The sequence below is a fragment of the Saccharopolyspora tripterygii genome (assembly GCF_054778355.1).
In genome coordinates, this window is the sequence record NZ_BAAGZP010000024.1 from 105,862 (window position 1) to 128,340 (window position 22,479).

Consider the following 22,479-nt stretch of genomic DNA (forward strand, 5'->3'; position numbering starts at 1 on the left):
CGGCGTGCATGCCCACGTGAGTTCATTCGATTGTTGGGAGAGATGATGAACGACCGTCACCGCATGCCCGTGAGCCTGGATAGCCCGGGTGATCTTCTGGCCGCTGTTCCGCATCTGGTCGGGTTCTATCCGGTCGATTCCGTGATCGTGCTGACCTTCCGCGACATCCACACCCAGCCCCGTCTCGCCGCGGCCATGCAGCTCGACGTGCCCTCGCCCGCCGTCTACGAGGGCTTTGTCGCGGCCGTGAGGCCGCCGTTGCTGGCCGATGCGGGCGTCGAAGGTGTCATCGTCATCGTGACCACCGCCGCCGGTGACCTCGCCATCGAGGGACTGCCGCACCACGCGCTGGTGAGCAGACTCGCCACTCTCTGCAGCGAGGTCGGGGTGCCGCTGCTGCAGGCGTTCTGGACACCGCAGTTCCGCGCCGGCGCCCCGTGGGGCTCCTACGCCGACCCTCTGGCCACCGGCACCGTCGCCGATCCCAGTTCGTCTGCGTTGGGTGTCGTGGCCGCGCTAACGGGTGAGGTCACCTACGCAAGTCTCCGCGAGATGACCGCTCTGCTCGCACCCCAGCACGACGAGGGCAGTGCGGCGCGCTGGCGCGCCGCGCTCGACGCACTCACCGACCAGACCACGGCAGCCACGACGGGCGAGCAGACGGCCGTCGGATACCGGTTGGTGCTGGAGACGATCCAGGTTTTGGCCGAGGGCGGTGCGGTCGGCGAGGACATCCTCATCCGCGTCCTGCACGCCATCGGCGACAAGCAGATCCGCGACACAGTCTTCCGCACGGCTCTGGGACCCCACGCCCGCGCGGCCGAAGGACTGTGGATCACCCTGATGCGCTGCACCCCGACCGGTCCGGAGGTGGTGGAAGCGGCTGTGCTGCTGACGTTTTCCTCCTACGTGCGCGGCGACGGCACTCTCGCGGCCATCGCCGTCGAACGCGCCCTGCACCTCGATCCCGACCACTGCTTCGCGCGCCTGCTCGACCAGGCCCTGTCCTACGGGATCCCCCCGGACCGGATCGCCGCCCTCGCCCACACCAACCCCACACCGGTCAGCGACCGATAACCGCAGCCCACCGCCCTGCGTGGACGCACCGACCTGTCCGAGACACGCACGATCGAAAGGCCCGTCATGACATTGCCCGAACACCCCCACGCACGCATCGAGGAACTGCAGCGCGCGCTTGAGCACGCCCGCGCCGACCTCACCGCGTTCCGCACACAGGTCCGGTCCCGCATCATCCAGGCCCACACCGACGGCGACATCTGTCTCACCGGCATGAACGGCGGCCTGCGGGACCTGGACCTCCCCGAGTACGTCCCGGGCTGGAAAGGCACGGTCACCCTCTCCGTCGAGGTCGTGGTCACCGGCACGGGAAGTGAGGACGTTGCCCGCCGCTGGGCCCTGGACGCCCTCGTCGTGTCCTCACAGGACTCCGACGTCCGGGTCGAATCGATCGAGCGCGACGCCGAGGACTTCGACGAAGCCGACGAAGAGGACCTGGACCTGTGAAGACACCCCACGACCTCCGCGCCCTGGCACGCCAGGCCCTCGCCCGTGCCCGGGCGGGTGAGCCCGGCATGCGCCGCTACGCCCGCGGCCTGCTCGACGAAGCCCGCCGACGGGAACTCACCGAGCACTCGATCACGGTCGGCCGCCGCAACGTTACCCCCACCAGCTACCGCACCTTCCTCCGCCACCAGCTCACCACCACACCCCAATCGCGTGTATCCACTGTGGAGCCTCAGATCGCCTGATACCGAACATCCGCAGGGCGGTTCACGTGGGTTTCGCGGTGGGGTTGCTGGTGTTTGGTGTGCGCGGGGGACGGGGCCGTGTGGCTGCGGGCAGGGCGATCTGGGGCGAATCAGATCAGCACGGGCCGGGTGCCACAAGGGCGCCTGCGGCGTCGCTCCGCGATGTGCTGCGCACACCCTTGCATCACCCGTCCCGTCCCGATCGCGCGGTCGCAGATCGACACTCCACAACCACACAACCCAGCCACTTCTGGGTTTTCGGGGTGTCGGTGTTGGAAGCAGGTTTTCGTGGATTGAGGAGGCCCGTTGTGGCTGGAGAAACCGAAATCACCATCGTCGGCAACCTGACCGCCGACCCCGAGCTCAAGTTCACCCACTCCGGCGCGGCGGTCACGAACTTCACCGTCGCCAACAACCCGCGCTTTCTCGACCGCGCGAGCGGAGAGTGGAAGGACGGCGAGTCGCTGTTCCTGCGCTGCAATGCCTGGCGCCAGCTCGCCGAAAACGTCGCCGAGTCGCTGACCAAGGGCACGCGGGTGCTCGTGCAGGGCCGGTTGAAGCAGCGCTCGTTCGAGACCCGCGAGGGTGACAAGCGCACCGTGGTCGAGCTCGACGTCACCGAGGTCGGCCCCGCCCTGCGCTACGCCACCGCCACCGTCCGCAAGGCCACCCGCAACACCACCGACGAGTCCCCGGCCGACGACATGTGGGGCTCCGCGCCCGCCGGAGCCGCCGCCGACGCGCCGTTCTGATCACCGCTTCCACAGGGGTGGGTGCCGTCCAATCGCTGGACGGCACCCACCCCTTTTTCCACCAAGCCGAAGGAGGAAGTCCGTCATGACCCTGCACCCCGACGCCGCCACCTGGCACGCCACCCCGCAGCACGACACCTGGTGGGTGCCGTCAACGCCGGAGATGATGCCCGCGATCCTGCTCACCAACGAGGGCGCGGGCATCATCGAACTCCCCCGCCACCAGCCCCAGCACGCCATCCGCGAGCGGGTCGGTGACCCGCTGACCGAACGCGTCCGCTACACCCCCGATGCCCTGATCTGGGTCGGCGACAACAGCCGGCGCACCAGCGAGTTCAACCCGGGCGCCACCTCGCTGATCACCCAGCTGCTCCACCACATCAGCACCGGTGACTACGCCGCCAGCGACCACGCCCGCGCCCACACCCAGACCTTGCTGGACACCCCCGGGTTCGTGCCCGCCATCCACGGCCACGCCGTGATCACCGGCGTCACCGACGACGGCGAACCCGGCCCCCTCTCGGAGGCCTTCACCCACTGGTTCGACACCACCATCGTCCAGCCCATGCTCGACGCCGAAGCCCTCGCCCTGGCCGCCCTCCTCGACGCGCTCGGCATCGACCCCAGCACCGTCCTCGAAACCTCGGATTCCCCGGACTCCCCCTAACCAACACGGCCGGCCTCGTGCCACGGCCGGGCTCCGGCCGCACAATCCGGCACTCCCTCACGACCAGGCCCCCGCAGGAGTCGTCATCCCGACCGACTCCAGCGGGTGCCTCATGCCGTCTTCACCCCGTTCACCCCCACTGCGAAAGGCAGACTTCGTCATGCACCAGCCACCCCATGCCCTCCTCGACGACCTCAAGAAGCTCCTCTCCCCGCTCACCGATCCGCAGGAGCCGTCCCCGGCCGACCATGGGTTCTGGGATGTTTCCGGGCCGGAGATGATGCGCGCCGTCCTGCTCGACCAGGACCGCATCGAGCTCATCGAGCTCCCCCGCGCCGACCCCGTTCCCGCCATCTCCACGCTTGCCGGAGACCCACTCGCCGAGCTCATCCAGTACACCCCCGACGTACTGATCTGGGCCGGTGAAGACGGCGCACGCACCAGCCGGCTCAACGACACCGCCACCGGGCTTGTCTGTGAACTCATCGTCGACGTCGCCGAAGGCACCTATGCCTCCAGCGAGCTCGGGCATGCCCACGCCCAGCGCCTCGCCGTCACCCCCGACTTCGTGCCGACCCTCTACGGCCCCGTGGTGCTCACCGGCGCCACCCGGCACGGCGAACCCGCGCCATTCAGCGACACCTTCGGCCAGTGGATCCGCGCGATCCTCGACCAGATCGACCGCACCGCCGCCCGAATCCAGGCCCACGCCGCCGTCGAGGCGACCCTCGCCACGTTCGCGCCGTCCCGTGCGCCCCGCCCCAGTGCTGAGGACTCCGACGGCCCCACCGGCCCTCGCTGACGCTCTGCCGCGACGGTAGGCCCGCTGACCGGCAATACGGTCGGTCAACGGGCCTGCTGGCAGTTACGCATGTCCTCAACTAGCTACGCGACCACCGCGCCCCAACGACACCAGGGCGTTCGTCGTCCGGCAGCTGGTCGCAGGGGCGTTCGTGCGTCGAAGCCTGGCTCGCCCAGCACCGCGTCCCAGCCGACACCTGACGCCCCGGGAGGACCTACCTGTCCGTCGGCTCCTCCGCAGGTTCGAGAAGCCATGCCGCCGAGCAGAGGCGCGGGTCACTGCCCCGACACCCCGCAGCCCGCTCCCGGTGGCCGGGCGCCGCTTCCCCGGTGCCCGGCCACCGGTCCTACGCGCGCTCTCCCGCACCTGAACCCACCTCGCGCACAACGAGGCGCCGCCCGAAGGACCTCGGCCGGGTCTCGGTCGACGCGCTCTCCCGGTAGTGGTTCGCGTGGCGTGGCGGCTCTCCTGGCCCCGAGCCCTCTGACCTTTTCGGCTCTTAGTTAGTTCTCCTGATCGAGGTAGTCAAGGACGAGGTCACACACCGGCCCGGGAACTGCGAGGATGCCGTGGCCGACGTCGGGGAGGATCACCGTGGTCGCTCCGGCGCGCTCGGCGGCTTGAGCTGCGGCGTGTGGGTCGTGGATCTCGCTCGCGCCAGCCAGGACCGCCAGGGTGGGAACCGGCGCCGAAGGCAACGGGTCCAGCAAGTGGGGGTTCACGATCGGGGAGGCCGGGAAGTGCGCGGCACCGTGGGCGAGCAGGTCGAAGTAAGCCTCCAGAGCCGGCGGGTGTTCGCCCGGGGGTCCCTGGGCGAACAGTGCGCGAGCGTCGTCGAAGGACGGGTTCGGGTCGCGGTTTTTGCCGATCTCCTCGAACTCCGGGCTGAAGCCGGCGAAGACCAGCGGCGGATCAAGCAGGACCGACCGCGACACCCGTTCCGGCTGGGTGAGTGCGAAGCGGAATGCAAGGTGGCCGCCCAGGGACTGGCCGCACAGGTCGGCATCGGTCAGGCCGAGGAGATCAAAGGTCTCCGTCAGCCACCCAACGAAATCGTCCATGCTGGTCAATGGCGCGCCGAAGTGACGGCTGCGGCCTGGTTCGCCGATGACGTCCACCGCGTGCACGCGATGCCGCTCCGACAGCGGGCCCACGATCGGATACCACATTGCGGACGTGGCGCCGTAACCGTGCAACAGGACCAGGGGCGGTGCCGCAGCGGGTCCGGTGGAGGTGACGCGGGTGGTGCCGTAACGACCGGTGACGTCGGTGGTCTCGAACGGGACGGGCCAGTGCGCCATCACCGCGTCGTAGGCCCGCTGGTAGGCGGCTTGCAGTTCCGGGGTCGCGAACTCGCTCATGGATCGCGCTTCCTTTTCGATCGAAGCCAGGTCCCGATTATGCGCACACCTCCCCGGTCTGCGGCCCGATTCGGCCTGAAAAGCCACCGGCCGGTCTCCTCGTTGTAGGCAGCGCTCCCCCGCGGGTGCACAACGTCGTGTTCTCACCGGGTGTCGCCTCACCGTCCGGCCTGCTGGTTCCAGCCCAGGTCGATTCGGGATGCGCACCGGCGATCCGCATCGAGCGTTGCGTCGGAGTAGGTGCGGACCGCGTGGTCCTACCGAGCGTCCCGGTCAAGCGTCTCCGCTTGCCGCAGCAGGGCCCCCGACTGCGTATTCAGCCGCCCTGCGTCCGGGGCCTGTGCGCCATCGCCCTCCGCTACACGCTCATGAGAATCGGTTGCGCCGGCCCGACGTGTGTACTGGTTCGCGGTTCCAGTACGGCCGGTGTTGATCAGCCGCCGTGCTTCTTTCTCACTACGCAGTTCAAGGAGTTCGGCGACCTGTGCGGCACTGCGCCCGCCGTGCTCATGGATCGCCCAGGCCGCCGCAGCCTGCCGCGCATGCTCCCCGGCGACCCGATCCATCGATGCCGCGCGAGCGTGGTCGATCTTGCGGTGCAGGACGGCGAGCCTGTCCTCCAGGGCGGCTTGTTCGGCCGCGATGCTGGCCCCTGCGTCGACGAACTCGAGGAGGTTGTCCTCCACCAGCTGCTCGCGCTTCTTCTGCTCGGCCAGCTGCTCGGCGTTGCGTTGCCGAGCCCGCTCCAGGTTCTGGCTCACCCGCGTCGACCGACGCGGCTTGCGGCCCCCGCGGGGCGTTGATGCGCTCATCCCGTTCCCCCTTCATCGGATTCGCTTGGCGTCTTCCGACGGTAGGCAGCGGGAGCGGCGATCCGTCCCGACACGCCCGGGTCCACAACGTCAGCGGCAGAGGAGGGGAATGCAGTGCGGGGGTGCCCAGCCATGGGCCGGACACCCCCGCGTGCCGAGTGCGTTAGCCCTGATGGGGCTAACCACCACACAGTGGTGGCTCCGCCAAGACCACACCGGCAACCGCCCGGCACACACAGGGGCTCACCGAATGAAGCCCATCCCGCCGGACGTGTGATCAGTGTAGCCATCCGAGGCCACAGGCCGGGTCGGTTGAGGGAAGCGACGCCGCGCCCGGCCGGCCCCGAGAAGTGGGCGGGCAGGTTCGCTGCCTACCGGTGAGGTCTCCGGCTGCCTGAGACAGCTGGTTGGTTTTCCCGGCGTTTCGACGGCCGGATTGTCTCGGCGTTTGCGCCCACCGCGTCAAGGGCACCCCGGAATGCGCACACAATTATTCTCCGCAAGCTCCGAAGAATTGTGCACACATTCCGGGGCCCCACCCTTGACCCGGCGACCCCAAACGGAGTGATGGCCTCTATCGAAACGACGGACAAAACCAACCTACTTCGCGCGCAAAAGGAGCCATAATCGCAGGTGCCAGGCCTGCCTCCTGCATTTGACAGGCGCGCAACAATCACCCGAAAGCACTATCGGCACAAACGCTTTCACCCTGCATTTATTGCCCCATTTTGGATAGAATGGTAGTGCACCACCCGGGAACCGCCAATCCCGGATCTACACACAGAAATCACCGATTTGGGGTTTTTCATGTCGCAATCTGTGACGATTTTCGATTCCGTGTCATCCGTGGCCGCCCTCTTGCGTGCCGGTGACCTGGACGCCGCCCGCGAGCAGTGGGACGTAACGCTGGCTAGCGCCGACGAGGTCGAAACCGCCGCGCTCCTGGAGTGCGGGCGCATCCTGACCTGCTACCCGCGTACCTCCACCGTCCATCTGCGCGCCGCGTGGACGCGTGCCACCGATCCGCGTGTCCGCGCCGTCATCGAAGCCTGCGCTCCCCGCCCGGACGAGCAGCCCGCCCACGCCTCCGGAAGCGAGCCCGAGCAGGAGGCGCCGCGCTGGGACCGCCACGCCATCGAAGGCGCCCGCGCCACCCGACGCACCGCCGAGCCGGTCAGCACCGACACCGACCCGCAGCGCCGCCGCGACCGTCGCCAGCAGGAACAGGCCGCCCGCTCCCTCACCGCGCACCTTTCCTACACCGCCAACAACCCCACCCCCACGGAATCGGAACCCGCCACCGGTGGGCACCCTGGTCACGCCGTCGATTACGACCGCATGGCCATCAACCCCGTTGCCCAGGACCGGGAACGCCGCGACCCCCGCCGCACCGCCGTGCGCGGCAACGGCCGTCCATGTGTGGCGCTGGGCTGCCACGTCGAGCCCAGTCGCGCCGATGAAAGCGAGCACTCAGACGGGCTGTGCGGCGAGTGCCGCGACGCCGGACGCCCCGGCATCCAGACACCCGACGACACCACCCACGAGCAGGCAATCGAAGCTCGCTGCGCCTACATCTGGGACCACTACCCCGCCGCACTGGACCACCTCCGCCGCGAGTGGGCACGCTGCCGCAGCGAAGCCGACCGCGCCACGGTCGCCGCGTGGGTCAAGTCCCACGTCCCCGACCCCCCGGCCGAGCCGCTCAGCGCTCCGGAGCTGCCCGCGTGTGCGACCTGCGCCGCCGAGCGCGGGCCACGTGATCTGCGGCAGCAGCCCGCCGACGACGGGCAATGCGCCAGCTGCCGCACCCTCGACCACACCGCACCCGAAAAGATGATCATCCCGGCCGCCGTGGAGGCTGCGCCCGAGCCGGAACTCATCGCCGCCTAACCTCTCCGCACCCACACCCCGACTCACGACCCCCGGTCACCACGTGACCGGGGGTCTCTTCATGCCTGCGCTCCTCTGGTCTGTCTTGGACGCCAGCGCCTCTACCCCACCGGCCGTTCTCGCGTGCCCGTTGCCACCGTGTTCGCGCCGTCGCCACCGGTCGCCTTCCGGCCGGCACCTCACCTCACGACACCGCCGGCGCCCGTTGGCCGGCACTCTCACCTCGCACACAGCACCTCTTGCATTCTCAATGCTCGCCGGATCTGTATCGATTGAGTCTGCGACGGGCGGCCGCCCCGGCCTGCTTAGCGTGAGTGCATCGACCGTGGCAGGAACCGCTGATGAAGGGGGCGCCGTGATCGGTGTTCGCAAAATCAGTCCTGGTGGCCACGAGTACCTGACCGGGTCGGTGGCCTGCGGCGACCGGGAGCTTGAACCCGGCGAGGCGTTATCGGACTACTACACCGCGCACGGCTACCCGCCCGGGCAGTGGTTCGGGCGCGGCGCGGCCGCACTGGGGTTGGACGGCGAGGTCACCGCGGCGCAGATGAACGCCCTCTATGGCGAGGGCAGGCACCCGGACGCCGACCGCATCGAAGCGGAGAAGATCGCAGCGGGCGCCTCGCCGGAAGAGGCACTGGCCGAGACGAAACTCGGTTACCGGTTCCGCCAGCACGGCGGTGCCGACGAGCTGCGCAGCAAGGTCGTCGATGCCTACAAGGCGTACAACCTGGAGCACGACCGGCCGATCGGTGCGCCGATCGATGAGGCCACCCGGGCGGCGATCCGCCGGGAGGTGCAGGCCCAGGCGTACGCCGAGAACCACGGCGGCACACTGCCCAGCGATGCTGAGTTGAAGAAGTGGTTGGCCGAGCAGAAGCGCGAGATGAAGAACGCGACTTCCGGCTACGAGCTCGTTTTCGCCCCGCCGAAGTCGGTCTCGGTGGCGTGGGCGCTGTCCGATGAGGCCACGCGCGAGCAAATCCTCGGACTGCACCGCCAGGCCGTGCGCGACACGTTGCAGTACTTCGAGGACAACGTCGCCTTTACCCGCAAAGGCGACGGCGGTTACGCCCAGCACGACGTCAAAGGCATCACGGCGGCCATCTTCGAGCACTGGGACTCCCGCTCTGGGGATCCGCACTTGCACACCCACGTGCCGATCAGCGCCAAGGTTCAGGGCCCCGATGACCGCTGGACGAGCTTGGACGGGCGCAGTGTGCTGGCCGCGGCGGTGACGACCTCGGAGTATTACAACAGCCGCCTGCGGGACCTCTTCCGCGAGCAGGGTGCCCACTGGAGCGAGAAGCCCAGCGGCGGTTTCGATCTCAAGCGCCCGGTCTGGGAACTCGAAGGCGTGCCCTCCGAGCTGCTGACTGGCTTCTCCCAACGTGCTTCGGCGGTCGAGCAGGAGCGCGCCCGAGCGATCGTGGAATTCAGCCGCTCCCACGGTCGCGAGCCCAGCCCGAAGGAAGTCCTGGAGATCGGCCGCCGGGCGCAGTACGGCACCCGGGAGGCCAAGCAGGCGCCGCGCTCGTTGGCCGAACACCTGCGGCGCTGGCGCTCCCAGGCCGTCGAGATGGTCGACGAGACGGTGCTCGGTGGGCTGAGAGAGCGGCTCTTCGGCAACACGCCGGAGCAGGTTGACGAGGTTGATGTAGCCGAGCTCGCCGCACGCACGCTGGCGACGGTTTCCGACCACTACAGCCACTTCAACATCTGGAACCTCGAAGCAGAGGCGCATCGTCAGTCCGCGCATCTGCGGGTGCCCGACGGGACCCGCGATCAGGTCATCGGCCAGATCGTCGAGGCGGTCGTTCGGGACGTCGACACGGTGGCGCTACAGGCCCCGCCCGTGGTCGAGGAGACCTCGGGGCTGCGCCGCGCCAGCGGTGAGAGCGTGTTCGTCGAGCACAACGCCCAGCGCTGGACGACGAATCGCACGCTGCGTGAGGAGTCGGCGCTGGCGGCATGGGGACGTCGCCGTGACGGCGTGCGCATCAGCGATACCACGGTCCGGCGAGCCGTCGGCCGCGCGAAACTCAACGCTGGTCAGAAGCGTGCCGTGGCCGGGTTCGCGACCTCCGGGCGCCGGGTGCAGCCGCTCTACGCGCCGGCCGGGGCGGGCAAGACCACCGCGATGCGGGTCTTCGCCGATGCTTGGCGTGCCGACGCCGGCGAGGTCTACGCATTCGGCCCGAGCGCCCGTGCGGCTCAGGAGCTCGGTTCTTCGATCAAGGCCCGCCCGCACACGCTGCACCAGGTCACCACCGCGATGCAGATGGGCAGCGTCGAGCGCGCGTTCCCGTTCACCCGCGGCGATGTGCTCATCATCGACGAAGCCGCGATGGCCGGCACCCACACGCTGCACGACGTCGTGCGCTACGCCCTGAACCGAGGCGCGGACGTGCGGATGGTCGGCGACGACAAGCAGCTCGCCGCCGTCGAAGCAGGCGGCGCGGTGCGCTGGTTCGCCCACCGCAACGGTGCACTGCGGCTGAAAGAGGTCGTGCGCTTCGCCGACCCCGAGCAGGCCGCGGCCTCCCTGAAGCTGCACGCCGCCAATCCCGAAGGCCTGGACTACTACTTCAAGAAGGGCTGGGTGCACGAAGGCAGCCGGGAGACGATGCGCGACGCCGCGCACCACGCTTGGCGCACCGACCTCGATGCCGGTCGCCCTAGCCTGCTGATCGTGCCTGCGAACGAAGACGTCGTCGCCTTGAACCGCCAGGCCCGCGAACTGCGGCTACACCGCGGCGACGTCGACGACGGCCTAGCGGTGCAGTTGCACGACGGCACCCACGCCAGCAAGGGCGACCTGGTCGTCACCCGTCACAACGACCGGCTGAAAACGCTGTTCAGCGGCAAGGACTTCGTGAAGAACGGTGACACCTGGCAGGTACGGGGCATTGGCCGCCACGGGGAGCTCAAGCTGCGTCACCAGGGCAGCCGCGGCACCGTGACGCTGCCGTCCGACTACGTTGCCGAGCATGTCGAGCTGGCCTACGCGGCGACGGTGAACCGCTCGCAGGGCATGTCGGTCAAGGGCGGCTCGTCGCACAGTGTCGTGCCGCAAGGACTGTCCCGCGAACAGCTCTACACCCAGATGACCCGAGCCGAGTACGACAACCAGGTCTACGTCGAAACCGTCCAGCACACGATCGACAGCCACCAGGAAACCCCGCTGGAACGCACCGGGCGGGGCGTCCTGGAAGCCGCACTCGAACGGTCCTCGGCCGAGACCTCGGCGACCGAGGAACTGCGCGCGTCCCTGGACAAGGCCGAGTCGCTGCGCACTCTGGTCGGCCACCACGACTTCGTCGCGCACCTCGGCTCGCAGGAGCGCATCGAGGCGGTGCTGACCGAGCACGTGCCCCACCTGCTGGAGCAGCCCGCCACCGGGGCGCTGCGCCAGACCGTGCGCAACGCCGAAGACCTCGGCTGGCAGGCCGAGCACCTGGTACCCGCAGCCCTCGCCCAGGGCGAGCTGGCCGACGCCGACGATCCCGCTGCGGTGCTGCAATGGCGCATCGAGCAGCACCTGCTGCACGAACAACCACCACCGCGCACCGCCGCGCCCACGATGAACCAGATCAACCACTGGCGCGGGATCGTCGAACGCCACGACGCCACCGCCGACGTCGAAGAACCGGCCTGGACACAGGTCTGGAAGTTGGCGGCCGCAGCTAGCGCTGAGGGCCTGGACGCCGACGCGGCGGTGGCCGACGCCGCACGGCAGCTTGCCGACCGGCCCGCAGCCGACCCGATGGACGCCCACCGCTACACCGCCGGAGCGGTCGCGGACGCGCTGTCCGAGCAACGCGAACGCGGCGCTGGCTGGTCGCCCTCGCTGCCGTGGATGGCCCGTCCCGACCACAGCAGCCTCAGCGACGAGCTGTGCTACTACCTCCAGCGCCTCAACGGCGCCATCCACGATCGCCACACCGAACTGCGCGCCCAGGTCACCGCCGAGCAGCCACATTGGACTGCCGGATTGGGGCCACGCCCCGAGGATCCCGCACTGGCCGAACGCTGGGACACCGTGGCGGGTCTGGCCGCCGCCTACCGCGACACCTACGGCGTCACCAGCGACGACCCGGCTCACCCGCTGGGGGCTCAGCCCGATAGCCAGGGCCTGCGTGCCCGCGCTTGGCACGAGCTCATCGACCAGTGGGGTCCTCCCACAGAGAACGCCAGCACTGACCAGGCCACGGGGACGAGCCACGACGAGCTGGAGCGGCTACGCGACGGCATCGACGTCGACGATCTGCTGGACACCTTCACCGACACCATCAGCGAGCGGACCGAGGAACCGCTGTCGGTGCTGGCCGAGCGCCACCACAACACCAGCCGCGAACTGCTCAATCACGTGGCGCACCAGGCCCTGGCCGAGCACGCCCCCCACGCGCTCGGCCAGCCCGCCGAGCCCAAGCTGCTGGACACGCTGCGCCGCGCCGAAACACTGGGCTGGCAGTCCGACCGGCTCGTCGCGCGCGCCGCTGCCAGCAGCGGCCGCGAGCACAGCAGCGACCCGGCCGCGGTGCTGCGGTGGCGCATCGAGTCCCACATCGCCGACCGCGAGCCACCCGCCCGCTTCGCCGAACCCAGTGCAGAGCAGATCGACCGGTGGCACACGATCACCACCGCAGTCGTGCCGGACGAAGACGTCACCGACGACTGGCGACTGGTGTGGCGGCACGCCGCCGCCGGCGCCGCCGAGGGACTGGACGCCGAAGCGGCGGTGACCGACGCCGCACGGCAGCTCGCAGAGTGGCCCGCCGACCCGACAGAAGCCCACCGCTACGCCGCCCAGATCGTCGTCGACCACCTCACCGACCAGCGCGACCAGGGCGCCGGTGAGCAGCCCGTGCTGCCCTGGCTGACGGCCCCGCACCGCACGGTGCGAGACGCCTCCCCTGAGCTGGCCGACCACCTCGACCAGATCACCACCGCCGTGACGACCCGGGTCGACGAGCTCCGCGACCACGTCGCCCACGACCGTCCGGACTGGGCCGCGCGGCTCAGCCCGCGGCCGCAGGAGGAGACCGCCGCCGAGCACTGGGACGACGTCGCCGGGCTCGCAGCCGCCTACCGCGAGACCTACGGCATCCGCACGAACGACCCGGACGTGCCGCTGGGGCCCGAACCCGGCGGCCAGACCGCCAGAGCCGATGCCTGGCGGACGATCACCGACAAGTGGAGGCAGACGATGACCAGCCCGAACGAGAACTTCCAGCGCGACGACACCACCGAACGAATCGAAGCCCTGCGCGACCAGGTCCTGGAAACCCGGGAGGACTACCGCGACGACTATGTTGAGCGCCAGCTCGACTACCGCGACGAGGACGAGGCCCGCCGCGAGAGCGAGGGCTCCTACGAGCGCTACGGCTATGACGACGACGAGCTCGACCAGGGCAGCGGCTTCCACTCCGGCATGGGCGGCATGGGCTTCTGAACCTCACCTCGAACCATCCTGAAAAACCAGAGAACCCCGGAAACCCAGGCGTTTCCGGGGTTCTTCACTCGGCTGGGGCGCGAACAGCTCCTCGAGGCGCTGGTGGCTTCCGACCGGAACGGGTGACGCGCCACTGTCCGAAAATGTCGGTACCCGTCGATACGATCACCACATCTAGTGGTCAATCTTCGGTCCTTCATCTATCGATTGTGTTTGAGGAGCTTGTTGTGGTCGTCGCCAAGCCCGCCCGCCCGATGAGCGTCACCCCCGCTGTCGTAAGGCAGCGTCTCCCCCGGACGCGGCCGGGCATGACCACGGACGTCTCGATCGGCGGTACGGACTTCACGGTGTTCGTTTCCGCTGATGCCGATGGCCGGCCTGTGGATGTCCACATCGCACACTCCAAGCACGGGAGCTTCGGACACGGGATGTTGGAGGCGTTTGGTGAGCTGCTCACCGAGGCGCTGCATTACGGGATGCCGCTCGAGGAAGTCGTGGCCCGGTTTGTGAACACCCGGTTCGAGCCGCAGGGCTGGACCGACGACAGCGACATCCACTTCGTGACCAGCCCGATCGACTACCTGGCGAGGTTTCTTGCCCTGGAGTTCCTGCCTCGCCACCGGTGCGTGGCGCTTGGCGTGCTCACCACTGACGCGGCTCTTGACCACGAGAGCGCAGGTCATCTGGGGTGAGGTCGTCCCGGATAGCTGGCGTAGTGCACGAATTCCAAACGTGCCGGATTCGCACAGTTCGGTCACCGATCGTCGAGCCAGCCCCGTGCGAGCGCAGTGTCGAACAACTGGTGCAGCCAACACCCTGAGCCAAAGCACCAGTACCGCACAGTCCCTGAAGGCGTGCGGGCCTGATGCTGTCATCGTCGGGTTGTCGGCCACCGCTCGTGCAGCGTGCCCCCGAGGGCGGCGACGGCCTCGGACAGAAGTGCGGTGGAGTAGATCACGCAGTTGGCCAGCAGCTCGTTGAACTTGACGATCGTCTCGTGGTTTAGGGCGTTGTGGCGATCAGCGGGCCGCCGAATATCAGCCATTGGGCGAAGCTGTGGCTTTTTCGGACGTAGTGATCAACCGTTGGGGCGATGTGCTCATAGATGCCCAGTCGACCGGAATTTGCCATCATCTGAGGATGAGCGAGATGGATTCTGAACGCATGGACAATTTTGTCGTGCCGGTTGTCAACGTCGAGGTCAGGTGCGATGAGCTTTCCTACAAGAGTCTAGCAGGTACTGCGTTCTTGCTGGCCGAACCTGAAGGGATTGCGTTGACCGCCCGCCATGTGGCAGAACAAATTAAGATTGGAGAGGTTGCGGTACTGTTCATTCGTGAGTCCGGCTGGCAGGCAGCTGCGGTGACCAGCATTGAGTTACATCCGACTGAAGATGTCGCTGCGCTTAGGCTAGAGGACGGATCGTATCCGTCACCGTTTACCCTAAGTCGAATTCAGGAGTACGCTAGTTGTCAGTACATGCTCTGGGGATACCCTGACGCGGTATTGCATGAGATCGTGGTGGATGGCCGTGCATTTCCACGGCCATCGCTCGTCTATTCCGAGGGTCATATCCGTCGGCGACTCACTGACGTTCCACTCGAACGCCCTGAAGGACACAGGTTCTATGAGCTGAGCGCAGTAGCCGGAGCTGGCTGCTCCGGCAGTCCGATAACCGACCGTCGGCCAGGTTTCCAATGGGGAGTTGTCGGCATTTATGTCGGAGAGCGTCGGAGCGATAGTGGTGATCTCAGCGTTGGTTACGCCACCCGTCTCGCTGAAATCGATGAGGGCGCACCTTCGTGGTGGTCTCGCCTATTTGGCATAACGTGAACGGCCGTTGCGTGGCCGCGCCACGACTACGTCTCGACGCCCGCCCCGGTGAACTACTACGCCTTGGCGGCGTACTGGAGGTTGTCCGGTACATCCAGGGGCCAGGAACCTCTCCTGCTCGGCAGGGCGCTGAACCGGGGACGTGGCCACCCGGTTCGCGGTCCAGGTGACCCCAGATTCCCTTGTTGGCCTCGTCGTGGATCCAGCGATCACAGATCATCACCGTCACGGTCCAGGAGAAGAACACCGACTCCAGCTGCCTGGTCTTCCGCTCGAAGCTCGCCCGGCAGTGATCCCAAGACTCAATGTTGCAGTCATTGCAACCCTCAATCTGGCCTGGAGGCCCGAAAACGCAGTTCATCTGGGGTGAGGTCTTCCCGGATACGGACGATGGTTGGCCGGTGGCGCCAGCGCCCGTATTCAACCGCGGTATCTGCGATCACCTCGACCACGACGTCCGGATGCACCGGGAGGTACACAACTGGCTCACCTCCAGGTAGTCCGGCGACCACGCCCGGCAGTTGCGCCAGCGTAGGGGCCTCGGCATCGGGACGTAGCCGGGCGGCAAGCTCGGCGCGCAGTCGAGCCGAGACCGGCTGGGATACCCCGCTGGCCCGCCAACCCCCGCGCGAAGAAGGGCGGCCAAGCAGGAGGGATGCGGCACCGACGACGCCGAGTACCACCGCCTCGGTGGTCACCAGTTGGCGGATCTTGAGCCACCCGCTACGTGATCCCGGCATGTAGCGCGAGGCAACCGGTTTGGCCACCAGGCCCTCGATTCCGGCCTCACCCCAGCTCGGGTCCAGCCATTCGCGAGCGGCGTTGGGGTCGAGGGTGTGGGTGACGAGTTGCAGGTGTGGGCGAGGGTGTGCGAGCAGGTCGGCGAGGGCGGCACGTCGGTCGAGGTAGGGCCTGGTGCGAAGGTCCTCATCGCCCGTGGCCAGGAGATCGAAGGCCATGTAGATGACGGTGACGTGCTCGCGGGTGCGGCGCGCGGGTCCTGTCTGGAGCGCGGCGAACTCGAGGTGTTCGCCGCGTAGCGCGACCAATTCTCCATCGAGGACGACGTCGCGGCCGAGGGCGGCGAGGTCAGCAGTGACTTCGGGAAACCGGGTGGTCATGCCGGTCCGGCCCTGTCGGGATTGAAGCAGCCCGAGTCCAGCGAACGCGATCACCCGGTAGCCGTCGAGCTTCGGCTCGAACGCCCACCGGCCGCGGTCGCTGGGAACCTCCTGGGTGCGAGCGGCCACGGCAACCGGGATCGGCGGATGCAGCACAACCACCCTGGTCAGCCTGCCCCTGTCGCGCGCTCCTCGCCGGATGGCGCGGGAGATGCCTCTCGCCGGGCGGTCAACCCCGGGTTGGCGGTGCTACTTGTTCGAGGTCGAGCGGGACTGCCGGAGCCGGTAGACGGTGCGGCCGGTGGCGAACGCGGCGACCAGTCCTGCGGTGAGCAGGAACGCCCGCGGATCAATGGTGGCCCCCAGCAGAATCGTCAGCAGGAACGTCACCACCAGCGACGGGGTGATTCGCCACGGGTCGTGCGGCAGCTTGAAGGCCAGGAACACGGCGAAACCGACGGCCGCGACGTCGATGATGATGAGCAGCCAGATCGGCATCGTGCTCCCTTGACGATCCTGTACGGGCGATCGCGTGCCCACCCCGCCGGCCCCACTATCTCACTAGTTGCTGGAGCAGTAGCTCCTGGCGGGCAGCAGGTCTGACTCGCCTGACTCGTTAAGCAGCGTGCGCACGAGGTCGACGTCGTCCGGCGGGCGGTGCTCGGGCACGAGCCCGGCGTCGCGCCACCGTGCCAGCAGCCGCTCCCGCGCGCGTGGGGTGAGCCCGCCGCGGATTCCGTGTTGCTCGGATAGCGGCCGCACCAGCTCGGCGGACAGGCACTCAGTCCACACCGGGCATTTCGTGCAGAACTCGGTCGCGCGGCGCTGCCGCCAGCGGGTCTGGTCCACCGGTTCCTCGTAGTCGTCGGGGCCGAACCACAGCTCGAGCATCGTGCCGTGGCATGCGGCGTCGTCTTCCCAGTGTGCGCTCATCGCTGGTTCACCTCCTGTGTCGCGGGCCCGAATGCACGGGTTTCTTGGCGGGGTGCGGGGCACAGTGCGGGTAAGGCGGCCGCGTGGGAGCGCGGCGAGCACACGCGCCATCCGCCGCCCTGCCGGGTGGATTTGGCCTCGTACATGGCCAGGTCGGCGGCGACCAGTGCGTCTGAGAGCGCGGCCTGGCGGCCGAGGGTGCTGATGCCGAGCGAGACCCCGACCTGGAGCACTCCCGCGTTGGTGGTCGGGATCGGCGTGGTCAGCGCGGAGACCAGGGTGTCGAGGTCGCCGGGGCGGAGTCCGCGGGTGACGAAGGCCAGCTCGTCCCCGCCGATCCTGCCGACGACGGCCAGGTGGCCGAGCTGGGTTTTCAGCCTGGTGGCCACGGTGCGCAGCACCTCGTCGCCGACCTTGTGGCCGTGGTTGTCGTTGACGGCCTTGAACCCGTCCAGGTCGACCAGGCCGACCGTGCAGTCGCGGTGGCGCAGCGCCGCTTGGGCGGCCGGTTCCCAGGCCGCTCGGGTGAGCAGTCCGGTGACGGGGTCATGGTGGGCGCGGTGCAGCTGGCGCGTGCGGGCGTGCAGCCGGGTGGCGGTGAGCATCCACCCGGCTGCGGCGGTGGCCGCGGCCGCGCCGAGGGCCGTCGTCGAGCGGGACGAGGACGGTGCAGCGGGGCGCCATTCGAGGAAGATCATGGTCGGGCTCCCTGTGCGTCGTTGTGCTGGTCACGTGCTGGTTTTCCTCACATCCGCGCGCGAAGCCGTCGGTAGAACCGCGCGCGATTCGGGGTGGCCACCTCGTGGTGCAAGACGCCGGCCTGCTGGCCGGTAGCGACGTTGACCGCACGCACGGTCCACAGCTGCTTTCCTCCGCCCTCGGGCACATAGGTGCGGTAGACCTCGATGCGCACCTGCTGGCCCGGCAGGGTCGGTGCGGTGTGCTCGTACACGCCGCCGCAGCCGACCAGCGCGCGTTCGTCGGGCACGTGCGGCGCGACGACTTCCCAGGTCGCGTCCTCCAACATCGCGATCAGCGATCCGGTGGCCCACACCTGTTCTCCGCGGCTGGCGAGAAGGCTGCCGGGCAGGATCTCCGGGACGGTGTGCTCGACGCCGATGACGCGGTGTGCGGTGTGCAGGGGCGTCGGCTCGGCGGCGCGGATGGCACGGCGAGCGGTGTAGGAGCGCGTGTAGTAGTCGGTCATGACGGGATCTCCACGAGTGCTGGTGCGAACGGATTGGCGGTGGCGCTGGGGTTTTCACGCAGTCCTGGTTGACAGGGGTCGCGCCAGGACACCTCGCAGTCGGGGCAGAACCACCGCAGCAACGGGCGCGGCAGCCAGCGGGTGGGTACCTGGCATTCCGGGCAGCGCGGCCCTGGTGCTGGACGAGGACTGGATGGGCGTGGAGCGGTGGCGGTCATGACGCGACTTCCTTTCTGACGTGCACTTCCTCGGATGTGGCTTGGGTGAAGCGGTCAGGGCGGGCGCTGGCCCCGGCGGGGCGGTGTCGTCCGTCGATGCAGTGCGCGTGGATCCACTCGGTGAGCCGGGCGGCGAAACCGGGCCGCCAGGTGTGATGCCAGTACTGGGCGTCGCGCACGTTGGCGGTGGCGCCGACGTTGGCCCGCCGCCAGCTGTAGGCGAGCGTGGCGACCTCCATCGCCAGGCCGGGATGCTGGCGCCAGCACTCGGGAATCGGCGTGTCGGGACCACCGGCCAGTCCTACGTAGGTGGCGTTGTACCAGGCCACGAAGTTATCCAGTGTCCAGTTCGGACTGTGTCCGTCCTTGCGGTGCTGGCGGTCCTCGGCCGCGGCCGGCGGGGTGAACACCACCCACGCGGCGGGCCGGTCGTGCTTGTCGTCCTGCTCGTCCTCGTCGCCGGTGTCGCCGTTTTCGAGGGCGTCGATGCGCTCGCGGAGCGAGTTGACCTTCTTGGCCAGCCCGCCGACGACCTCGGTGATCGCGCTGAGCTGCTTGTCCAGCTCCTCGGTGTTGGCCGGATCGTGCTCGCTGGGCTCGTCCGTTGCGGGTTCACGACGGCGGCGGTTCGGGGTGATGTCGTCCTCGCTCACAGCGGCTTCACCTCCTGGTAGGCGGGCGCTGCGGGCTGCGCGGAGCTGGTCAGGGCGTATCCATCCGGGGACACGGGGACCTCGCCGTTGCGCACCGCGTCAACGTCGGCCTTGAGCGACTTCCAGTCGCTGCGGCGCTTGACATCGACCGTGCGGGCCAGGATCGGGCGGAGGTGGCGGTGGAAGACCAGGACGCGGCCGCGGTCGACCGTGCGCACCGCGCCGGGCCGGTAGGTCGGCACGGACTCGGTGCCGACCGAGGTGCGGCCGATGCCGAACAGGCCGTCGGATTGCTGCTGGTAGCGCCGGCGCTCGTGGTGGTCGGCGATCGTGGAGATCCACTCCAAGGTCTTGGGGTCCTTGATGCCGCCCCAGAGTGTCAGGGTCGTGGTGTTGTCCAGCAGCTGGCGGCGCCCGTTCTCGCCGTAGAGGGTGTCCAGGTGCGCCAGCGACTGCGCGGCCCAGTGGATGATCACGCCCCGCCCGGCCGAATCGGCCAGGATCTCCGGCAATCTCGGGACCGGGGTGGCGTCGAAGAGCTCGTCGAGGTCGTTGGTGGCCGGCGGGTCAAGCCGCCGGGACGGGTACGACAGCGCCATTTCCTGCTCGTTGGTCAGGATGTCCTCGACCAGCGCGGTCAGTACCGGCCGGACCTGGGCGGCCTGGTGCTCCCCGGCGACCAGGAACAGGCTGCTCTGCTGACCGATGAAGCTGCGGGGATCGAACTCCTCCCCCGGCTTCGGGGAGCACAGCTCGCGCAGGTGCGGGTCCAGCCAGGGTTCGATGACCCGGCGGACGCTCAGCCACACCGCATCGGAGGTCTCGGCGACCATGCCGATCTCGGAGCGCAGGTTGTCGGCCAGCTCCGGAAAGCCGTGCTCGCGCAGAAGCTCGACCGGCTCCTGGTCCGGCGGTTTGGTGATCGCCCACCGGACGAGGTCGGCGACCCCGCGCCCGGCGTGGGCGGCGGCGAGCAGGTAGGACTGCACGACCATCTTCGCGCGCTCGCGGAACACCTTGTCGTTGCCGCCCACGTTCTCCAATCCCACGGCCGCGGCGTCGACAAGCGTCTCGGCGCGGCGGCGCGCGGTGGTGAACGATTGGCACCCGGCCACCGGCGAGTAGCGGACCTTGGCGGGCCAGTGCACCTCGCCGGTGGTGTCGAAGACCAGCACGGGACCGGCTTCGGGGCGGCGAGTGCGGGCCATCGCGGCGAACTCGACCAAGTCGGGTTTCGTGGTGCTGCACAGCAGCGCGCCCGGCGCGGCGAGCGCCTTGTGCACCAGATCCGTGCGGGACTTGCCCGATTGGGTGGGCGCGAAGGCACCGGTGGGGTTTTCCAGCGGTGTGCACATGACCTCGTGGTTCGGGCCGCGGTGCAGTGGTGCGGCGACCTGCTCCAGGGGTGCACGGCGCCGCTCGCGCGGGCTCAAGCTCGGCCGGGTCCACTCGGCGGTGCGCCGCGCCGCCTCCAGGGAGAGCTCGCAGCGGATGTCCTCCCGGCTGGCGTGACCGGGCTGCGACGGGCCGAACCGCCGCCAGGCCAGCCCGGCCACCGTGGACAGGACAGCCACCGCGGTCACGATGATCGCCAGCGTGGCCGTCCAGTACAGGCCCGGCCGCCCGGCCAGCGCCGTTGCCCACGGTGCTCCGAGGCCCGCGGCCGGCTCGGAGGGGTTGCCGAGCACGGCGAACACCCCGGACACCCAGGTGTCGAAGCCGGGCATCTGCCAGGGGCCACCGGCGAAAACGGTGGCGGCCGCGGCGCCGGCCATGAGACCGGCGGCCAGGGCCAGCAGAGCGCCGAGTACGGAAACCAGCACGCCCATCAGAGCGAGGTCGCGATCGGCGGTGGGTGCAATGCGGTGGTTGCTGCTCATGCCTGCGGACTCCCTTGCGGCGGTGGTGGTGTGGTGGGTTCGGCGACTCGCCGGATGGACACGACCTGGGGCGCCCACGCATCGAGGCGTTCGAGGATCACGCCGGTGGAGGAGTCGTAGGCGTTGACGATCACGCCGTGGCCGGCGTACATCCCCACGTGCCGCGGATCGGACGGGGAGCCGAGCGAGCCGGGGATGAACACCAGGTCACCGGGCTGAATATCGGCGGGTGAGACGGCGCGGCCGTCGTCCTTCTGGCCGTAGGTGCCCGCCGAGATCGGTACCCCGGCGCGAGCCCACGCGGCCTGCATCAGCCCGGAGCAGTCGAAGGCATCCGGGCCCTTCGCGCCCCACACGTACGGGGCGCCGAGCTTGCTCAGCGCGAACTCCACGGCCGCGCGCTGCTTCGGGTCACTCGGCAGCTGGAAGCCCGGCGGGAGCTTGGCCGGATCGAGCGGGATGTTCGATGCGCCCTGGTCCGGGCAGCCCAGCGCGGACTGGCTGGCCGAGGCCTGCTGAGCCGTATCCCCGCCGCTCGGCGGCGGGACCGGGTTGTCCGGGCCGGTCCAGAACTTGTCCATCAGCTGGCTGGCGGGCTGTTCCTGCGGGGCGTAGCGGTCGGGGAACGCCGATGCCTGCACCTTCTGCTGGGCCACGCCCGGCGGCATGGTGTGCCAGCCGTCGAGTTGCACCAGGTGGTCGAGGAACTTCCCGGTGGCGTAGGCGGGGTTGGTGACTTCCTCCGGCGAACCCCAGCCCATCGACGGGCGCTGCTGAAACAGCCCCAGCGAGTCGCGGTCTCCGTAGTGGACGTTGATCAGCCGGGACTCGACGATCGCGGTCGAAATCGCCAGGACCGCGGCCCGTTTGGGCAGATGGCGCTGCTGGACCACCGAGGTGATGGTCTGGGCATTGGTCATCTGCTCGCCGGACCACTGCTGGTCGCCGACCTGCTGCCCGCCCCCGCCCGGGCCGCCGTCGCCGTGGCAGCCGCCGAAAGCAGTGCCGAGGCTGCCGGAGACCGCCAGGACCGCAGCCCCGACCATCGCCGCAGGCATGATCACGAACGCCGTCAGCGCGACGGCGACCATCGACCACACGGTGCCCTTGCTCGACCCCGACATGG

Annotated in this window: 21 protein-coding genes; 10 read left to right on the top strand and 11 right to left on the bottom strand. The window is 68.9% G+C overall.

Annotation, left to right across the window (positions count from 1 at the left end; translation table 11 throughout):
* The first annotated feature begins 69 nt into the window (after positions 1–69).
* The 6 genes from ACYVF3_RS19260 (at position 70) to ACYVF3_RS19285 (ending at position 3,990) form a co-directional block, all read left to right on the top strand.
* Positions 70–1,077 (top strand): DUF4192 domain-containing protein, encoded by a 1,008-nt coding sequence (locus ACYVF3_RS19260; protein WP_461155616.1) that lies wholly within the window; start codon positions 70–72, stop codon positions 1,075–1,077.
* 66 nt (positions 1,078–1,143) lie between these two features.
* Positions 1,144–1,524: a hypothetical protein gene (locus ACYVF3_RS19265; RefSeq protein WP_461155617.1), complete on the top strand. Its 381-nt coding sequence runs from the start codon at positions 1,144–1,146 to the stop codon at positions 1,522–1,524.
* A complete protein-coding gene (locus ACYVF3_RS19270) occupies positions 1,521–1,769 on the top strand; it encodes a hypothetical protein (protein WP_461155618.1) in 249 nt (82 codons plus the stop codon). Before ACYVF3_RS19265 ends, ACYVF3_RS19270 begins: the two co-directional genes overlap by 4 nt.
* 308 nt (positions 1,770–2,077) lie before the next feature.
* On the top strand, positions 2,078–2,521 hold the full coding sequence (locus ACYVF3_RS19275) for a single-stranded DNA-binding protein (RefSeq protein WP_461155619.1): 444 nt from the start codon (positions 2,078–2,080) through the stop codon (positions 2,519–2,521).
* Between the two features lie 85 nt (positions 2,522–2,606).
* Positions 2,607–3,188 carry a hypothetical protein gene (locus tag ACYVF3_RS19280; protein ID WP_461155620.1) on the top strand — a complete coding sequence of 194 codons (582 nt, stop codon included), beginning with the start codon at positions 2,607–2,609 and terminating at the stop codon, positions 3,186–3,188.
* 160 nt (positions 3,189–3,348) lie between these two features.
* Positions 3,349–3,990, top strand: a complete 642-nt coding sequence (locus ACYVF3_RS19285; protein ID WP_461155621.1) for a hypothetical protein — start codon at positions 3,349–3,351, stop codon at positions 3,988–3,990.
* Positions 3,991–4,493: 503 nt separating this feature from the next.
* On the opposite strand, the gene ACYVF3_RS19290 is transcribed toward ACYVF3_RS19285, so the two are convergent.
* Both ACYVF3_RS19290 and ACYVF3_RS19295 read right to left on the bottom strand, forming a co-directional pair.
* Positions 4,494–5,438, bottom strand: coding sequence for an alpha/beta fold hydrolase (locus ACYVF3_RS19290; RefSeq protein ID WP_461155622.1), 945 nt, complete (start codon positions 5,436–5,438; stop codon positions 4,494–4,496).
* A 170-nt stretch (positions 5,439–5,608) separates the two neighbouring features.
* Entirely contained in the window at positions 5,609–6,112 is a 504-nt protein-coding gene (locus tag ACYVF3_RS19295; RefSeq protein ID WP_461155623.1) for a hypothetical protein, read from the bottom strand.
* A gap of 897 nt (positions 6,113–7,009) precedes the next feature.
* Here ACYVF3_RS19295 and ACYVF3_RS19300 point away from each other — a divergent pair.
* From ACYVF3_RS19300 to ACYVF3_RS19310, 3 genes are all read left to right on the top strand, one after another.
* On the top strand, positions 7,010–8,053 hold the full coding sequence (locus tag ACYVF3_RS19300) for a hypothetical protein (protein WP_461155624.1): 1,044 nt from the start codon (positions 7,010–7,012) through the stop codon (positions 8,051–8,053).
* Between the two features lie 355 nt (positions 8,054–8,408).
* A complete protein-coding gene (gene mobF / locus ACYVF3_RS19305) occupies positions 8,409–13,508 on the top strand; it encodes a MobF family relaxase (RefSeq protein WP_461155625.1) in 5,100 nt (1,699 codons plus the stop codon).
* 227 nt (positions 13,509–13,735) lie between these two features.
* Positions 13,736–14,200: a TSCPD domain-containing protein gene (locus ACYVF3_RS19310; protein WP_461155626.1), complete on the top strand. Its 465-nt coding sequence runs from the start codon at positions 13,736–13,738 to the stop codon at positions 14,198–14,200.
* A 179-nt stretch (positions 14,201–14,379) separates the two neighbouring features.
* Here ACYVF3_RS19310 and ACYVF3_RS19315 read toward each other — a convergent pair whose 3' ends face one another.
* Complete coding sequence (locus ACYVF3_RS19315) at positions 14,380–14,553, bottom strand: hypothetical protein (RefSeq protein ID WP_461155627.1); 174 nt, start codon at positions 14,551–14,553, stop codon at positions 14,380–14,382.
* On the opposite strand from ACYVF3_RS19315, the gene ACYVF3_RS19320 reads away from it, so the two are divergent.
* Positions 14,553–15,341, top strand: a complete 789-nt coding sequence (locus ACYVF3_RS19320) for a S1 family peptidase (protein ID WP_461155628.1) — start codon at positions 14,553–14,555, stop codon at positions 15,339–15,341. The genes ACYVF3_RS19315 and ACYVF3_RS19320 overlap by 1 nt on opposite strands.
* 326 nt (positions 15,342–15,667) lie before the next feature.
* On the opposite strand, the gene ACYVF3_RS19325 is transcribed toward ACYVF3_RS19320, so the two are convergent.
* The 8 genes from ACYVF3_RS19325 to ACYVF3_RS19360 form a co-directional block, all read right to left on the bottom strand.
* Positions 15,668–16,624, bottom strand: a complete 957-nt coding sequence (locus ACYVF3_RS19325; RefSeq protein ID WP_461155629.1) for an ATP-dependent DNA ligase — start codon at positions 16,622–16,624, stop codon at positions 15,668–15,670.
* Between the two features lie 87 nt (positions 16,625–16,711).
* Complete coding sequence (locus ACYVF3_RS19330; RefSeq protein ID WP_461155630.1) at positions 16,712–16,960, bottom strand: hypothetical protein; 249 nt, start codon at positions 16,958–16,960, stop codon at positions 16,712–16,714.
* 63 nt (positions 16,961–17,023) lie between these two features.
* Entirely contained in the window at positions 17,024–17,395 is a 372-nt protein-coding gene (locus ACYVF3_RS19335) for a WhiB family transcriptional regulator (protein ID WP_461155631.1), read from the bottom strand.
* Positions 17,392–18,093 carry a GGDEF domain-containing protein gene (locus ACYVF3_RS19340; protein WP_461155632.1) on the bottom strand — a complete coding sequence of 234 codons (702 nt, stop codon included), beginning with the start codon at positions 18,091–18,093 and terminating at the stop codon, positions 17,392–17,394. The genes ACYVF3_RS19335 and ACYVF3_RS19340 overlap by 4 nt, the downstream gene beginning before the upstream one ends.
* Before the next feature lie 47 nt (positions 18,094–18,140).
* Positions 18,141–18,602 carry a thioesterase, FlK family gene (locus ACYVF3_RS19345; protein WP_461155633.1) on the bottom strand — a complete coding sequence of 154 codons (462 nt, stop codon included), beginning with the start codon at positions 18,600–18,602 and terminating at the stop codon, positions 18,141–18,143.
* A 214-nt stretch (positions 18,603–18,816) separates the two neighbouring features.
* The gene (locus tag ACYVF3_RS19350; RefSeq protein ID WP_461155634.1) at positions 18,817–19,473 is read right to left on the bottom strand and encodes a hypothetical protein; all 657 of its coding nucleotides are present in this window, start codon (positions 19,471–19,473) and stop codon (positions 18,817–18,819) included.
* On the bottom strand, positions 19,470–21,353 hold the full coding sequence (locus ACYVF3_RS19355; RefSeq protein ID WP_461155635.1) for a type IV secretory system conjugative DNA transfer family protein: 1,884 nt from the start codon (positions 21,351–21,353) through the stop codon (positions 19,470–19,472). The genes ACYVF3_RS19350 and ACYVF3_RS19355 overlap by 4 nt, the downstream gene beginning before the upstream one ends.
* The coding region (locus ACYVF3_RS19360; protein ID WP_461155636.1) for a C40 family peptidase at positions 21,350–22,479 on the bottom strand (1,130 nt) is incomplete at its 5' end. The genes ACYVF3_RS19360 and ACYVF3_RS19355, both read right to left, overlap by 4 nt.

Bases quoted from the DNA above. Each gene is read 5' to 3' on its own strand.
- ACYVF3_RS19355 (WP_461155635.1), bottom strand. From the start codon at position 21,353: ATGAGCAGCAACCACCGCATTGCACCCACCGCCGATCGCGACCTCGCT.
- ACYVF3_RS19345 (WP_461155633.1), bottom strand. From the start codon at position 18,602: ATGACCGACTACTACACGCGCTCCTACACCGCTCGCCGTGCCATCCGC.
- ACYVF3_RS19340 (WP_461155632.1), bottom strand. From the start codon at position 18,093: ATGATCTTCCTCGAATGGCGCCCCGCTGCACCGTCCTCGTCCCGCTCG.
- ACYVF3_RS19285 (WP_461155621.1), top strand. From the start codon at position 3,349: ATGCACCAGCCACCCCATGCCCTCCTCGACGACCTCAAGAAGCTCCTC.
- ACYVF3_RS19265 (WP_461155617.1), top strand. From the start codon at position 1,144: ATGACATTGCCCGAACACCCCCACGCACGCATCGAGGAACTGCAGCGC.
- ACYVF3_RS19330 (WP_461155630.1), bottom strand. From the start codon at position 16,960: ATGCCGATCTGGCTGCTCATCATCATCGACGTCGCGGCCGTCGGTTTC.
- ACYVF3_RS19335 (WP_461155631.1), bottom strand. From the start codon at position 17,395: ATGAGCGCACACTGGGAAGACGACGCCGCATGCCACGGCACGATGCTC.
- ACYVF3_RS19315 (WP_461155627.1), bottom strand. From the start codon at position 14,553: ATGGCTGATATTCGGCGGCCCGCTGATCGCCACAACGCCCTAAACCAC.
- ACYVF3_RS19280 (WP_461155620.1), top strand. From the start codon at position 2,607: ATGACCCTGCACCCCGACGCCGCCACCTGGCACGCCACCCCGCAGCAC.